Here is a 14,431-nt window from a genome sequence, read left to right as displayed (position 1 = left end):
ACAGTAATTAAATTAACCATTGTGGAAAACTAAATCTTTTTAAAATTTAGAGGCGCTGCAAAGTACCTAAACTCAATTTGTGAAAACGAAAAGCATAAAAAAAGGGAACCAAGCGGCTCCCTTTTCTGACCTTAAGGTCAATTATTTCTTCGGAGCGTATTTAAAATCTTTTCCGATGAATTTTGCATTCTCGCCTAATTCTTCTTCGATACGCAACAATTGATTGTATTTAGCAATCCGGTCTGAACGAGAGATTGAACCCGTTTTGATTTGACCACAGTTTAATGCTACCGCTAAGTCAGCAATGGTAGTATCTTCTGTTTCACCAGAACGGTGAGACATTACTGAAGTATAACCATTGGTCTGAGCCAAATGAACAGCATTGATAGTCTCAGTCAATGAACCGATTTGGTTAACTTTTACTAAGATTGAGTTACCAATACCTTTGTCTATACCTTCTTGAAGACGTTTAGTGTTTGTAACAAATAAATCGTCACCAACTAATTGTACACGGTCACCGATCTTCTCAGTTAACAATTTCCAACCTTTCCAATCATCTTCTGCCATACCGTCCTCAATTGAGATAATGGGGTATTTAGCAGTCAATTCAGCTAGGTAATCTACTTGTTCTTCGATAGTACGAACCGCAGCACCCTTACCTTCGAATTTTGCGTAATCGTATTTACCTTTTTCGAAGAACTCAGTAGAAGCACAGTCTAATGCAAGACAGATTTCCTTTCCTGGTTTGTAACCCGCTTTTTTAATAGCTTCCAAGATAGTTTCGATAGCATCTTCAGTACCTTCAAAAGTTGGAGCAAAACCACCTTCATCACCTACTGCTGTAGACAAGTTACGGTCGTGAAGGATTTTCTTAAGGCTATGAAAAACCTCAGCACCCCAACGTAAAGCTTCTGAGAAATACTCAGCGCCCACAGGCATGATCATGAACTCTTGGAAAGCGATAGGTGCATCAGAGTGAGCACCACCGTTTACAATGTTCATCATTGGTAGAGGAAGCGTATTTGCATTTACACCACCGATATAACGATATAGAGGCTGACGGCTTTCTTGGGCTGCAGCTTTAGCAACCGCTAAAGAAACACCTAAGATCGCGTTAGCACCTAATTTACCTTTGTTTTCAGAACCATCTAAATCGATCATCAATTTGTCGATTGCGTTTTGTTCAAATACGTCAACACCTTCTAAAGCTTTTGCAATCTTAGTATTTACGTTTTCAACAGCTTTCAAAACACCTTTACCTAAGTATTTCTTTTTATCACCGTCGCGTAATTCTACCGCTTCGTGTGCACCTGTAGAAGCTCCTGAAGGAACTGCTGCACGGCCAACAAAACCGTTTTGCGTTGTTACATCAACTTCTATCGTAGGATTTCCGCGCGAATCTAAAATCTGGCGCGCATGTACGTCAATTATCAAGCTCATTTTATGTGTGGTTTATTTAAATATCTTCCTTCGTTAAATACTTTACTTAGTGTATTTAAGACACTAATATAACAATAATTCTTGCTTTATCAAAAATATGAAAAATCTAAGTGATTCGCCCTAATGCATAGAAAAATTAAATCATGCCTGCATTGATTATTATGAAAATCGCAAACCCAACAGATATACCAATACATATACTCTCCGCACAAGACCATCACCTATTGATTAGCCTTATTCCCTCCTCCTAAAATAGATGACAAAAAAAAGGTCACATCTTCACGATGCGACCTCCCTAAAATATTTTTTTTGAAACTATCCTTTTACCATTGCGATAAAATCATCGAATAGATATCTTGAATCGTGTGGACCTGGAGATGATTCTGGGTGATATTGTACCGAGAAAGCATTCTTGCCTTTCACGCGGATTCCTTCAATAGAATTGTCATTTAAGTTTACGTGAGTGATCTCAACTTTATCCGACTTCTCAATATCTTCCGCTACTACACCAAAACCATGGTTTTGAGAAGTAATCTCACATCTATTAGCGATAATATTCTTTACAGGGTGGTTAATACCTCTGTGACCATTGTGCATTTTTTGCGTTCTGATATCATTTGCAAGTGCCAAGATTTGGTGACCAAGACAAATCCCGAACATCGGTTTATCAGCAGCTAAGATATCTTTTACAGTTTGGATAGCGTAATCCATTGCAGCAGGGTCACCAGGACCATTTGAAATGAAGAAACCGTCTGGATTCCATTCTTGCATTTCTGCGAAGGTAGTTTTAGCAGGGAAAACCTTAGCATATACCTGACGAGAATCAAAGTTTCTCAAGATGTTCTTTTTGATCCCTAAATCCAATACAGCAATACGAGTCGGAGCGCCCTCTTCACCATAGTAGTATGGCTCGGTCGTAGAAACCTGAGAAGAAAGCTCTAATCCAGCCATTGAAGGCACCTTAGCCAATTCAGCTTTCAAAGAATCTACATCTAGGTTCTCTGAAGAAATGATAGCATTCATCGCACCTTTACTACGGATATGACGAACCAATGAACGCGTATCGATATCCGAGATACCCACCAAATTCTCCTCTTCGAAATAATTCTGGATAGATTGGTCAGCCATTTTACGACTGTAGTTGATGTTATAGTTCTTACAAACTAAACCTGCAATCTGAATCTTTCTAGACTCTTCATCCTCATCATCGATACCATAGTTTCCGATATGCGCATTGGTCGTAACCATGATCTGTGCATAATAGGAAGGATCTGTAAAGATCTCTTGGTAGCCAGTCGTACCAGTGTTGAAACAAATCTCACCTGTGGTAGTACCGATCTTTCCTGCGGCTTTACCATGAAAAACTGTTCCATCCTCTAGGACTAAAATTGCTGGCAATTTGCTGTAGTTGGTCATTCTTATTTCTAGTTAAAACGTATCACTAAATTACTGATAGATTTCCTTAACTCCTAAACATAAAAAAAGCCCAAACGGGCTAACAGATCAATTAAAATATTGACGAGAAGTAGAAACTACTTTTTGAAATGCTATTGGGTAGAAGGTCTCTTTCATTTTTATCGGGAGACAAAGGTACAAATTATTTTAATTCAGAAACAATAGTTTTTTATTTTATTCTTAAGCCAACATGCACAAAAAAAGCCCTGAGATCTCAATACCTCAGGGCCCTTAAATTCTTTATCTTGGATTACTTCGTCAGCTTAAAAATATCATTTCCAAACACAAATATCATCAAGGCAATAATGATGAAAAACCCAACGATCTGTGCTTTCTCCAAGAATTTATCACTCAATGGCTTCCCTTGGATCATCTCAATCAACAAGAAGATCACGTGGCCACCATCCAATGCTGGAATTGGCAGGATATTCATAAATGCCAATGCCATAGAAAGCATACCCACCAAGCTCCAGAACCTCAACCAATCCACCTCAGTACCAAACATGGTCGCAATCCCAACTGGACCTGAAAGCGCTTTATCCGCACGAACCTCACCTTTGAAGATCTTTCCAAAACCTTTGATGTTATCTGTGATTACCGAGAAAGCTTTGCTAGCTCCCAACGGCAATGATTCCATAAAACCATATTTATGCTGCACAACAGGAAGGTTCAAGAAACCTAAAGTAGAAGAGCTATCTGCTGCCGCTTTTAAGGCCATCGGACTTCCCTTACGTACAATATCCAAATTAACTTCCTTATTCTTATTCGCTGCCAATTCAGATTTGAACTGATCCAATTGCTGCACCTGAACACCATTAATAGACACGATGCTATCCCCTACTTGCAGTCCCATCTTCTCGGCCCGGCTATTCTTTTCGACCATGGTTACCGGAAGCATCTTGAACATAGGCTGAACCAACTCGTTCTTCTTATGCTCAGAAATATCATTCAGGATATCACTAGGCAACTTGATCTCCATTTGCTGACCAGCACGTTCAACGGTCAATACCGCATCGCCCATCAATACCTCAGAAGTCAATAGATCTTGGTAGAATAGGTTTGCTTTTTTACCATTCACGGCAAGGATCTTATCCCCTTCTTTCAAGCCTACCTTCTCACCGATAATGCCCGGTTTCACACCATAAAGCTGCGTATTGTTAAAGTCAGTAGTACCATATTTAAAGGTCAACATCCAAAAAACAACAATACCCACGATTACATTGACAATAATACCGCCTAGCATGACGATCAAACGTTGCCAAGCTGGTTTAGAACGGAATTCCCATGGTTGTGGCTCCCCTTTCATCTGTTCGGTATCCATCGATTCATCGATCATACCCGCAATCTTCACATAGCCACCCAATGGCAACCAGCCCACACCATACTCACAACCTTTATAATTGAATTTGAACAATTTCACACCCCAGGCATCAAAGAAAAGATAAAACTTCTCCACCTTGATTCCGAATGCTCGTGCAGCTAGAAAGTGCCCAAGCTCATGCAAGATGATTAATAATGACAAGCCTAAAAGTACCTGCCCAATCATGATTACAATTCCCATCGATTATATTTTTATTATTTTATTTACTATTTAATTATTTAAATACGTTCTATTAAACTTCGTGCCACAGTCCGGCTTTCCAAATCGAACTGCAAATAATCCTCTAAACTTAACGTTTTTTGTGATTTCACCTGACACAATGTCTCTTCAATGATTTCACTCATCTGTAAAAATCCTACTCGATCATTCAAAAAAGCTTCCACTACGATTTCGTTGGCACCATTCAGCACACAGGCCGCATTACCACCCGCCTCAAGAGCCTGAAAAGCCAACTTCAGATTACGGAAAACCTCCATATCTGGCTGTTCAAAAGTCAAATTCGGGTAGTCCAAGAAATTAAAACGCTTGAAATTATTCTCAAATCGCTTCGGATAAGTCAATGCATATTGAATAGGAAGTTTCATATCAGGCAAGCCCATCTGAGCTTTCAATGAACCATCTTCAAATTGCACCAAAGAGTGTATAATAGATTGCGGATGGATGATCACATCAATTTGGTCATATTCCAAACCAAACAACCATTTGGCCTCAATCACCTCAAGTCCTTTATTCATCAAGGAAGCCGAGTCAATCGTTATTTTAGCGCCCATGGTCCAATTCGGGTGCTTCAAAGCTTGCGCTTTCGTAACAGACTTTAGATCTTCAATTGATTTTCCTCGGAAAGGACCTCCCGAGGCAGTAAGGATAATCTTCTCAATAGGGTTGGCTTCTTCACCAGCCAAGCATTGAAATATAGCGGAATGCTCTGAATCTACCGGCAACAATTTAACCTGATGTTTTTCAACCAAGCCTGTTATCAATTCCCCAGCTACTACCAAAGTCTCTTTATTTGCCAGGGCGATATCCTTACCCGACTCAATGGCTGCCACCGTTGGCCTAAGTCCTACTGCTCCTACTACCGCCGTCAAGACGATGTCAATATCATCCCTTTGCACCGTTTCCACGAGTGCATCTTCACCAAACAGCACCTCTATCCCCTTGCCCTGCAAAGTATCTCTCACCTTCTCAAAGGCAGCCTTTTCACAAACGACTACAGCAGCTGGTTTGAACTTAAGAGCCTGTTGGATCAATAAATCGGCGTTTCTTCCGGCAGAGAGTACAGTAATCGAAAAATGATCAGGATATTGTTCTACTACTTCTAAGGTCTGTGTCCCAATACTGCCCGTAGAACCTAATATGGCTAATTTCCTTTTACTCAAAACTTAAATGATTTTATATAATGTTATCCATAAGGGAAGGATCAGAACTGCCCTTATAGGCTTTTATCATGTCAATATACACAATTGACATAACAACGCTAACCACTGGGATAATTACAAAGGAATTGATCAGACTCAAGATCTTTGAAACCAAAGAGTATCCCATGTATTCTGTACCTAATTGTAGTAGATGAGTGAATGCAACGATAAATATAATGGCCAACAGCCTCAAAACATTACCTTTTGTCATCGCTAGGCTGAACCTGTACGATTTGAAGGTATTGAAACCATTCTCCACGATGAAGAACGGAAAGAAAGTGGTCCTGATCAACACAAACAGCATGATTACCCCCGTCAAGAAGGGGTGAATCTCGGTCTGAACCGTATTCATGTTGACTCCTAAATACAGCAATGGAAATAATGCCACATACATAATGATGTAAATCACGAATGCGATCAGACTGTACAGTAACAGTCCCAAAATATAATAGCAAAACTGCGACATGCTCGGCAGATAATCCATCAAGCCATGGCTCTTTTCATCCTTTGCTAAGAATATAGCCTTCTTCAACAGCACTAATTGCAAGCCAAAATAAACGGCCACGAACAACAGCAACAAAAGCACCTTAACGATCAGATTCGAAGAATCTAAATACATAGCTAGAAAAGAAGAAAGGTTGGATGTTACAAAAATTAAAAAACATAGACCAGCAATAGAAATGTAATTCCTCATGAGGATATCTATCGCTCTTAAAACAACGTCGTTAGCTTTAAATGTAATGTCTTTGAGAAAATCTAGCATGGCATAAATAATATTGCAAATATGATAATTTTTTCGGTGGAATCAATTTTTTTAAAGCCCTATATGCTATAAAAAAAGGCTAAGATTTTATATTCTTAGCCTTTTATCGACAATTATTACTTTAAATTTTCTGGAACAGGTTTATCCAATAGGTATTGGTAATAGAACCTGGTTCTTTCCTTGAAATCATAAGGACTTTTTGACCTGTTGAATCCATGTCTGCTCCCCGGATAGATCATCAATTCAAATGGCACTGCTCTATCGGTCAAGGCATCCACCAACTGAATGGTATTCTGCATATGAACGTTATCATCCATGTCTCCGTGCATGATGCGTAACCTACCTTTGTATTGATTTACATAAGGCAAAATAGAACCGTTCTTATATCCTTCCGGATTAGACTGCGGCGTGTCCATCCAACGCTCGGTATAATGCGTATCATATAGCTCCCAGCTTGTTACCGGCGCACCCGCAATACCATAATCAAAATAATCAGCTCCTTTGGTCAATGCCAGGCAAGTCATATAACCACCATAACTATGTCCAGTGATCAACAATTTGTCCTTAGCCACAAATGGCTTGGCTTTCAACCATTTTGCTACGGTGATATAATCCACCAATTCCCAGTTTCCTAGGTTTCTGTGCATCCAAGCAACTCCTTGTTTACCAAAATGTCCAGAAGCTCTATGGTCAGCCTCAATCTGAATAATTCCTTCTTGAGACCAATATTCACCATTCACCCCTTTCCATGTATTTCTTACGGTACCCGCATCCGGGCCACCATAGATACTCATGATCACAGGATACTGTTTTGTTTCATCAAAATCAGTTGGATAGGTGATGATAAGCGGAAGATTAAATTTACCATCTTCAGAAGGGATGGTCAGGTACTCACGTTTTGCAACTTTATAGTTCGCAAAATCATCAGCCTTGCTATCTGCCAATTCCTTCAAAACTTTGCCCTTATTGTCCACAAGAGCAACCTTATTAGGCGTGAAGATATTGGAATAGTTTGTGATGAAATATTTACCATCAGGCGACACCAATACATTATGTGTATAATCACCAAAGGTCAATCTCTGCATTTTTTTTCCATCAAAGCCAATTCTGTAAAGATCCTTCGTTGCAGAATTTTCCTTCCTAGCAGAGAAATAAAGCACTTTACCTTTCTCATCGATACGCTCGATGGAAGTCACCTGCCAGTCACCTTGCGTGATAGGGTTCACCAATTTACCATCCAACGTATATAGGTAGTAATGTGCCCAGCCGGTTTTATCCGATTTTAAGATATAATGTTTGTTATCTTCCAAATAAGTGATACGCTCATCATGGTCCAAATTGATCCATGTAGGCTGCTCCTCATTGTAGATCTCTGTTTTTTGACCATTTTCAGGATTCACAGCGTAAAACTTCAAGGTATTCTGCTCCCTATTCATCCACTGAACCATGATCGATTGGCTATCAAAGCTCCAGTAAGGTTGTCCAAAGTATTGATCATCTTTCTCATTGAAATCAGCCCAAACAACTGGAGAACCTTCCACTTTCACAAAACCAACTTTAACCTCTGGGTTAGGGTCACCAGCTTTTGGGTATCGCGTTTCCTCTAGGTAGCCATGCTGTCCTTTGGAAACATAGATCGGGAACATAGGAACTTTCGTGTCATCAAAGCGCATAAAAGCAATCTCCTTACTGTCTGGTGCCCACCAGAAAGCCCTATAATTTGTTGGACGGCCTAAAATTTCCTCATAGTAAACCCAAGAAGACCAACCATTGTAGATCACATCGGTTCCATCATTGGTGTAGCGAACTTCCTTTCCAGATGCCACTTCCAGACCATACAAGTCACTTTTCCTTGTAAAAGCGACGTATTTACCATCGGGAGATAGCGTTGGGTTCTGTTCTTCTACTTCCGGAGAATTGGTCAATTTCTTAGCCTCCCCTTCCGGATATTGGATGAATACATCTTTATCCTTCACAAAAACCTGCGTCGAAGTATTCACAGGATAGCTGTAGCTCTCCTTTTTACCGGTTTTTACATTGACTTTGAAAAGCTGGTTGTTTGCTCTTTCTATATAATGATTGGCATCGGCCCATCCTTCAAATCGACTGATCGTCTTGGTCAATGAAGGCGCTTGGTTCCATGCCTGCTCATAGGTTAATTTTTTCGTTTGCGCGTCTGCCCCTACTGTCGACAAGATAAACAGCGTGAGACAAGCCGCTGAAAACAACTTGTTCATATGATTTCGTAATTAGTAATTTGTTTCAATAAATCTTCGAAAATAGGAAATTCTAACCGATCTAGTAAAATAATACCTGTAACATATTTAACGAAATCGATAGCATAAAATTCAAAGGAATCAAATGGTTCTTCTTAGGGTTTATTTTTTGGGCTTTCCCTTTGGCCCATTCATTTTATTGCTTTAGGCTTCCCAAAGCCGCTTGCAATAAAAAAAAGCCACTAAATTATAGTGGCCCATTAATTATGTATTCAAAACTAAATTAAAAAGAGTAATTGTCTTTTTGTACTAGTTCGCCATTGTTCTCAAAACCGTTTTCGTCTTGATTTGGCTCATATCTTTTTTCAACAACTTCTTGGTTAGCTTTAATGTATTCAACTACATCTTGAAGGCCTTCAGCAAACTTTTCGAAGTCTTCTTTATAAAGGAAGATCTTGTGTTTAATGAATTGTCCGTCTTCGAAGCGCTTTTTGCTTTCTGTAATTGTCACATAATAATCGTTCGAGCGAGTGGCTTTCACATCAAAAAAATAAGTACGTTTGCCCGCTCTCACCTTTTTTGAAAATACCTCTTCACGCTCTTTATTGTCAAAATCTCCCATTAGATTAATATAAAATTTAAGTTTAACCCTCTATTTTCAGTCATAAATATATAATAATTAAATTCAATCATCCAAATTTTATTTAAAAATTATTATTATAATAATTAAAATATTGCATCAGATTTGAAGAGTTGGCAAAATGATTTCGAATTTTCACCGATTAAATGCAGTAATTCACCGAAAAAAATACCCAAGAGACCTATTTGCTCTGTGGCTATGCTTATATTCGCTATACTTTTGAGTAAACTAATTCAAAAGGAAACAATATCATGAATAATCAAACAACGAAAACAGATTACGAAAAGCCACCTAAAAACAACAAATCTTCCAACTTAGTCGGATTTATCATTGTTTTTCTAGGAGTAGCTATCCTTTTCAAAAACTTGAACATGGGCACGATCATCCCACATTGGATGTTCGGATGGGAAACGATCTTGATCGTCATCGGTCTAGTCATTGGGGTGAATTCAAAATTCGAAAAGAAATCCTCCATTGTCCTAATCATCATCGGTTCAGTATTCTTACTTAAGAATGAATTGGATATTCACTTAGGTAGGTTCTTGATCCCTGCTGCAGCCATTGCTTTGGGCTTCTACCTGATCAATCGTAACAAAAGCACGCCGCAATTGCCACCAACCACGCCTCCTCGAAACGATGAGTACGACTGGGACAAACGCGTAAACCAAGATTACCAAGGGAATACCGAAGGCCAAACCAACCCTGGCACGCAAAACCCTAACGATTCCTATGCTCAGGCCACCGGTACTGAGCATAGGCCATACGGAAGAAATTTCCTACCCGATTTTGAAAACTACCTGAAGGTCGACAACTTTTTCAGCGATACAAAAAAAGTGATCCTGAGCAAGAACTTCCTAGGTGGTAATATTACATCTGTTTTTGGCAGTACACAGTTAAACTTCCTTCAGGCAGATTTAAAACAACCTGTTGTCATCGACACCTTCCAATTATTCGGAAGCACCAAGATCATTGTGCCGACAAATTGGAAAGTGTATTCAAATGTATCTTCTATTTTTGGCGAGGTAGATGACAGAAGACCTATGATCGAAGTCGTGACTGACGAGAACAAAAAGATTTATATCACAGGTACATCTTTATTTGGAGGATTAACCATTAAGAACAGTTAGTTTTAGGCATGCAAAAACCCATAAGTGAACAATCCAAACGCTATGTAATCCATGCCTCCTCGTGGATTATTTGTGTTTTATATTTCCTCATTGTCTATGGACTTTTGCTTTGGTCTAATATTGCCAAGGTTACTGCAGCTTACGACGCCGTTATCGGTGCCCTGACCATGACAGGTATTTCCTATCTAATCTACAGTACCCTCCAATTTTATCTTCCAAACAACAAAAACTATTGGAAGCTCTTTTCCATGGCGGCCATCTTTTCAGCCATCAGCGTTCTCATCATCCGCATCTTGATTATTCAGCTTTCCCCCGATGAAAACCTGGTCTATTTAGATTTCAGCCTGCCATTTCGCTTTGTGATCAATTTCTTGATCATCACCTGCGTCATGACCATCAATATCTTCTGGAATATCCAAGAAGAACTTGTATTCAACAAACGTAGAAAAGACGAAAGCGAACGCATGGTGCGTGATGCTGAACTTTATAATCTAAGGCAGCAATTACAGCCCCACTTTCTTTTCAACAGCTTAAATTCCATTATCGCTTTAATCGGCAGCAAACCGACCGAAGCCAGGAACATGGTCTTCCAACTTTCCGACTTCCTTCGCGGAACCATGAGAAAGGATGAAAAACAGTTTACAACCGTTGAAGAAGAAATAAATCATTTAAGCCTATATTTGGATATTGAAAAAGTAAGGTTCGGGCATCGATTGAGCACCGAATTTGATTATGATGAATCCGTTTTCAACGCCAAAATACCTGTGATGATCTTGCAGCCCTTGGTAGAAAACGCCATAAAATTCGGACTTTACAATGTGACTGACCAAGTAACTATTAAAACCAGCATCCACTTAGATAACAATATGTTGACCATCCAAATCAGCAATCCATTTGAACAGGACCAACCTGAGCAGAAAAAAGGAACTGGCTTTGGCTTGACCAGCATCCAAAGAAGACTGTACCTCCTATTTGGCAGAACTGACCTCTTGGAAACAGCGGTCGATGGCAGTACATTTATATCCACATTAAGAATCCCTCAACTATGATAAAGACAATCCTTATAGACGATGAACCATTGGCGCGTAGCATGGTCCTGGAATATTTAAAAGAGCATCCGGATTTTGAAGTATTAGCCGAATGCAACGATGGATTTGAAGGCGTAAAAGCCATCCAGCAATTCCAACCTGACTTGGTCTTCCTGGATATACAAATGCCTAAATTGACCGGATTCGAAATGCTGGAGCTGCTGGATACCCAACCGCATATCATCTTTACAACGGCTTTCGATGAGTATGCCCTAAAAGCATTTGAGAAAAATGCCGTGGATTACCTTTTGAAACCCATCAGACCCGATCGTTTCCTAAAAGCCATTGACAAATTCAAAGCCTCTTTCAATAGCCAACAGGCTCCTAAAATAGATTCTGCCAAATTGCAAGAATCCATGGAAGAAGATACTTCCCTAGAACGAATCGTAGTAAAAACTGGAAATCAAATTAAAATTATCCCAGTGCAGCAGATCAATTTCCTAGAAGCCTACGATGATTATGTCAAGATCCACACCCCTGATGGTATGTTCTTAAAAAACAAGACCATGAGCTCCTTTGAAAAACAATTGGACGGAAAACAGTATGTTAGAGTCCACCGCTCTTTCATCGTAAAAGTGGATCAACTCCAAAAGATCGAGCCTATGGAAAAAGACAGCTATATCGCTACCCTGCTGACTGGCGAGAAGGTCAATATCAGCAAGTCCGGCTATGCCAGATTAAAGCAAGTTATAGGTTTATAATTTGTTTTGTATTTTTGGGCATGAGAATTAAAGCGATCAACCTCCTCATTATCCTAGTTTTAGCTTGTTTGGGTACTGTAAAAGCCCAAACGGTTGACGAGAATAACAATAGGGCCGTATTCAATAGAATAGAATTTTTCTTCAACTCCCAGCAAGTAGACTCCATCTACAATCTTGCCAATGATAATTTTAAACAAAACATCAGCAAGGAAAAGATGGCAGAATTACTGAATAACCTTTTTGCCTTAGGGAGAATAGAAAATGTAACCAAGACTGGTTTTAGCAGGGGATTGGCAACCTATAAAGTGGAATTGCAAGAGGAAACGCTGACCATGCAACTTGCAATTGACTCCAACATGAGGTACAATACCTTTTTGGTAAAACCTTATTCACCGGACGAAGCCCCGAAAAAAGAGGACATCATTTCCAATGTAGAAGCCAAAAGCCCATTGGATGTATATATAGACTCTGTGGCGCGTAGTTATGCAAAAAATGGGAATGCACATTCCTTAGCTGTTGCCGTGATTCACCAAAACAAAATCAATACTTTTTTCTATGGTGAAACTACGCCCGGAAACAGCACCTTACCAGATGCCAACACCTTATATGAAATAGGCTCGGTGACTAAAACCTTTACCGCGACCCTTTTAGCCGAGATGGTCAACCAAGGAACCATTTCCTTAGAAGACAGTATCGCAAAATTCCTTCCCGATTCCGTAGCCCAAAATCCTGATATACAAAAAATTACTTTCAAGATGTTGGCTAACCATACTTCGGGTTTACCGAGGCTTGCAGACAATTGGAACAAGGTCCCGAAATTCTCCAATAGTGATCCTTATGCAGCATACGACAAGAAGGCCTTGTACGCTTTCTTAAAAGGCTATACAGCAAAAACAGAAGCAGGAACGGAATATGCATATAGCAATCTAGGTTATGGTTTATTAGGAGACCTTCTATCGACCATATCGAAAAAGCCTTACATGACCATGGTCAAGGAAATGATCTTGACTCCCCTGGAAATGACCAATACGATTGATAAATTGAACCCCAAGGAAAAGAACATCGCACCTCCATTTGATGGAGAAGGCCAGCAAGTTCCTTTCTGGAATTTTCAAGCAATAACTGCAGCAGGCTCTCTAAAATCAAGTGTAAATGATCTTTTGCGTTATACCATCGCGCAATTGACCTATCCGGAAACAAATGTGCAGAAAGCGATGAACCTCACTAAACAGTTCACTTTCTTCGTCCCTCCTAACAGCGATATCGGATTGGCTTGGCACATGAACATGTTAGATGGAGTCATTTACTACCATCACACTGGTGCTACTGCCGGTTCTAATGCATTTGTAGGCTTTGTTCCGGATGAAAAATCAGTAGTTATCATGCTTTCCAATTCGAGCAATGATTTGGGCAAAGTAGGTACAGCCCTATTGGAAAAAGTACTTTCCACGAAATAATGTTTTCAAGCTTCATCTCCAAGGCAAAAATTCACAAAATAAACAGCAAGAATTAACAGGCAATAGAAAAAATAAAAAAAAGGGGAGATTTCCATTGGAAACCTCCCTTTTTTCATTGTTTAGTTGTCTTTAAAATTTATCTTTCAATTTCCAGATCCATCGCTGACAGAAATTTAAATTGGAGATAAACCTAAGAAAGAAACCAATCGCTTTTTCATCCTAAACTTTATTTTTAACATCCACAGCGAGAAATTACACTAGATTTTCTTCCGGGATAATAATAAACTCAATTTTCGAATGAAAAGGAATATACGGGTTTAATAAATGTGTGCAGGACTATACTTCTGCTATCAAGTCTACCTCTAGCATATATCCATGACGTAATTCAGCTACCGGAACGACCGTTCGGGCGGGCTTATGTTTACCAATGAAATCGGCAAATAAAGCGTTGAATTGGGGACAAAATTTAACGTCACTGACATAAGCTGTAACCTTGACGATCTTCGACATACTACTCGAAGAGGCTAGTAGAATATTCTCAATATTCTGAAACACAACGGTAAATTGACTTTCAAAATCATCTTCTTCATGGTGCTTTCCATCTGCCGATATGGGCAATTGACCCGATACAAATAGAAAATGATTTGAAACTATGGCTGTGCTATAATGGCCGTTTGGCTTTGGCAGTCGATTCCCCTGTAGTATTTTCATGTTAAACAATTGATTTTATTCGCTTGCTACAAAA

Annotated in this window: 12 protein-coding genes; 4 read left to right on the top strand and 8 right to left on the bottom strand. The window is 39.5% G+C overall.

Going from position 1 to position 14,431, the window contains the following annotated elements; genetic code table 11:
• Positions 1–141 precede the first annotated feature (141 nt).
• The 7 genes from eno to CKW03_RS05140 all read right to left on the bottom strand — a co-directional run bounded on the left by eno (position 142) and on the right by CKW03_RS05140 (position 9,295).
• Positions 142–1,440: a phosphopyruvate hydratase gene (eno, locus tag CKW03_RS05170; RefSeq protein WP_093098979.1), complete on the bottom strand. Its 1,299-nt coding sequence runs from the start codon at positions 1,438–1,440 to the stop codon at positions 142–144.
• A 315-nt stretch (positions 1,441–1,755) separates the two neighbouring features.
• On the bottom strand, positions 1,756–2,856 hold the full coding sequence (carA, locus tag CKW03_RS05165; protein ID WP_093098977.1) for a glutamine-hydrolyzing carbamoyl-phosphate synthase small subunit: 1,101 nt from the start codon (positions 2,854–2,856) through the stop codon (positions 1,756–1,758).
• A gap of 289 nt (positions 2,857–3,145) precedes the next feature.
• Entirely contained in the window at positions 3,146–4,456 is a 1,311-nt protein-coding gene (gene rseP / locus CKW03_RS05160; protein WP_093098976.1) for an RIP metalloprotease RseP, read from the bottom strand.
• Between the two features lie 38 nt (positions 4,457–4,494).
• Entirely contained in the window at positions 4,495–5,655 is a 1,161-nt protein-coding gene (locus CKW03_RS05155) for a 1-deoxy-D-xylulose-5-phosphate reductoisomerase (protein ID WP_093098974.1), read from the bottom strand.
• A 13-nt stretch (positions 5,656–5,668) separates the two neighbouring features.
• Positions 5,669–6,313, bottom strand: a complete 645-nt coding sequence (locus tag CKW03_RS05150) for a hypothetical protein (protein ID WP_095067853.1) — start codon at positions 6,311–6,313, stop codon at positions 5,669–5,671.
• A 260-nt stretch (positions 6,314–6,573) separates the two neighbouring features.
• The gene (locus tag CKW03_RS05145) at positions 6,574–8,694 is read right to left on the bottom strand and encodes a S9 family peptidase (RefSeq protein WP_093098971.1); all 2,121 of its coding nucleotides are present in this window, start codon (positions 8,692–8,694) and stop codon (positions 6,574–6,576) included.
• A 262-nt stretch (positions 8,695–8,956) separates the two neighbouring features.
• Positions 8,957–9,295, bottom strand: a complete 339-nt coding sequence (locus CKW03_RS05140) for a DUF3276 family protein (protein WP_093098970.1) — start codon at positions 9,293–9,295, stop codon at positions 8,957–8,959.
• 269 nt (positions 9,296–9,564) lie between these two features.
• Here CKW03_RS05140 and CKW03_RS05135 point away from each other — a divergent pair, with 269 nt between their 5' ends.
• The 4 genes from CKW03_RS05135 to CKW03_RS05120 are packed head-to-tail and all read left to right on the top strand — an operon-like array spanning position 9,565 to position 13,686.
• The gene (locus CKW03_RS05135) at positions 9,565–10,440 is read left to right on the top strand and encodes a LiaF transmembrane domain-containing protein (RefSeq protein WP_093098968.1); all 876 of its coding nucleotides are present in this window, start codon (positions 9,565–9,567) and stop codon (positions 10,438–10,440) included.
• An 8-nt stretch (positions 10,441–10,448) separates the two neighbouring features.
• Positions 10,449–11,489 (top strand): sensor histidine kinase, encoded by a 1,041-nt coding sequence (locus tag CKW03_RS05130; protein WP_093098967.1) that lies wholly within the window; start codon positions 10,449–10,451, stop codon positions 11,487–11,489.
• Positions 11,486–12,229, top strand: a complete 744-nt coding sequence (locus CKW03_RS05125; protein ID WP_093098965.1) for a LytR/AlgR family response regulator transcription factor — start codon at positions 11,486–11,488, stop codon at positions 12,227–12,229. The genes CKW03_RS05130 and CKW03_RS05125 overlap by 4 nt, the downstream gene beginning before the upstream one ends.
• Positions 12,230–12,249: 20 nt before the next feature.
• A complete protein-coding gene (locus tag CKW03_RS05120; protein ID WP_093098964.1) occupies positions 12,250–13,686 on the top strand; it encodes a serine hydrolase in 1,437 nt (478 codons plus the stop codon).
• Between the two features lie 336 nt (positions 13,687–14,022).
• On the opposite strand, the gene CKW03_RS05115 is transcribed toward CKW03_RS05120, so the two are convergent.
• On the bottom strand, positions 14,023–14,397 hold the full coding sequence (locus CKW03_RS05115) for a RidA family protein (RefSeq protein ID WP_093098962.1): 375 nt from the start codon (positions 14,395–14,397) through the stop codon (positions 14,023–14,025).
• Positions 14,398–14,431: the final 34 nt, after the last annotated feature.

It is taken from the genome of Sphingobacterium mizutaii (assembly GCF_900187125.1).
GTDB lineage: Bacteria > Bacteroidota > Bacteroidia > Sphingobacteriales > Sphingobacteriaceae > Sphingobacterium > Sphingobacterium mizutaii.
Note: the sequence above shows the minus strand (reverse complement) of the source record. Positions and strands in the feature narration are given on the sequence as shown.

Bases quoted from the DNA above. Each gene is read 5' to 3' on its own strand.
- eno (WP_093098979.1), bottom strand. From the start codon at position 1,440: ATGAGCTTGATAATTGACGTACATGCGCGCCAGATTTTAGATTCGCGC.
- carA (WP_093098977.1), bottom strand. From the start codon at position 2,856: ATGACCAACTACAGCAAATTGCCAGCAATTTTAGTCCTAGAGGATGGA.
- rseP (WP_093098976.1), bottom strand. From the start codon at position 4,456: ATGGGAATTGTAATCATGATTGGGCAGGTACTTTTAGGCTTGTCATTA.
- CKW03_RS05150 (WP_095067853.1), bottom strand. From the start codon at position 6,313: ATGTATTTAGATTCTTCGAATCTGATCGTTAAGGTGCTTTTGTTGCTG.
- CKW03_RS05145 (WP_093098971.1), bottom strand. From the start codon at position 8,694: ATGAACAAGTTGTTTTCAGCGGCTTGTCTCACGCTGTTTATCTTGTCG.
- CKW03_RS05140 (WP_093098970.1), bottom strand. From the start codon at position 9,295: ATGGGAGATTTTGACAATAAAGAGCGTGAAGAGGTATTTTCAAAAAAG.
- CKW03_RS05135 (WP_093098968.1), top strand. From the start codon at position 9,565: ATGAATAATCAAACAACGAAAACAGATTACGAAAAGCCACCTAAAAAC.
- CKW03_RS05130 (WP_093098967.1), top strand. From the start codon at position 10,449: ATGCAAAAACCCATAAGTGAACAATCCAAACGCTATGTAATCCATGCC.
- CKW03_RS05125 (WP_093098965.1), top strand. From the start codon at position 11,486: ATGATAAAGACAATCCTTATAGACGATGAACCATTGGCGCGTAGCATG.
- CKW03_RS05120 (WP_093098964.1), top strand. From the start codon at position 12,250: ATGAGAATTAAAGCGATCAACCTCCTCATTATCCTAGTTTTAGCTTGT.
- CKW03_RS05115 (WP_093098962.1), bottom strand. From the start codon at position 14,397: ATGAAAATACTACAGGGGAATCGACTGCCAAAGCCAAACGGCCATTAT.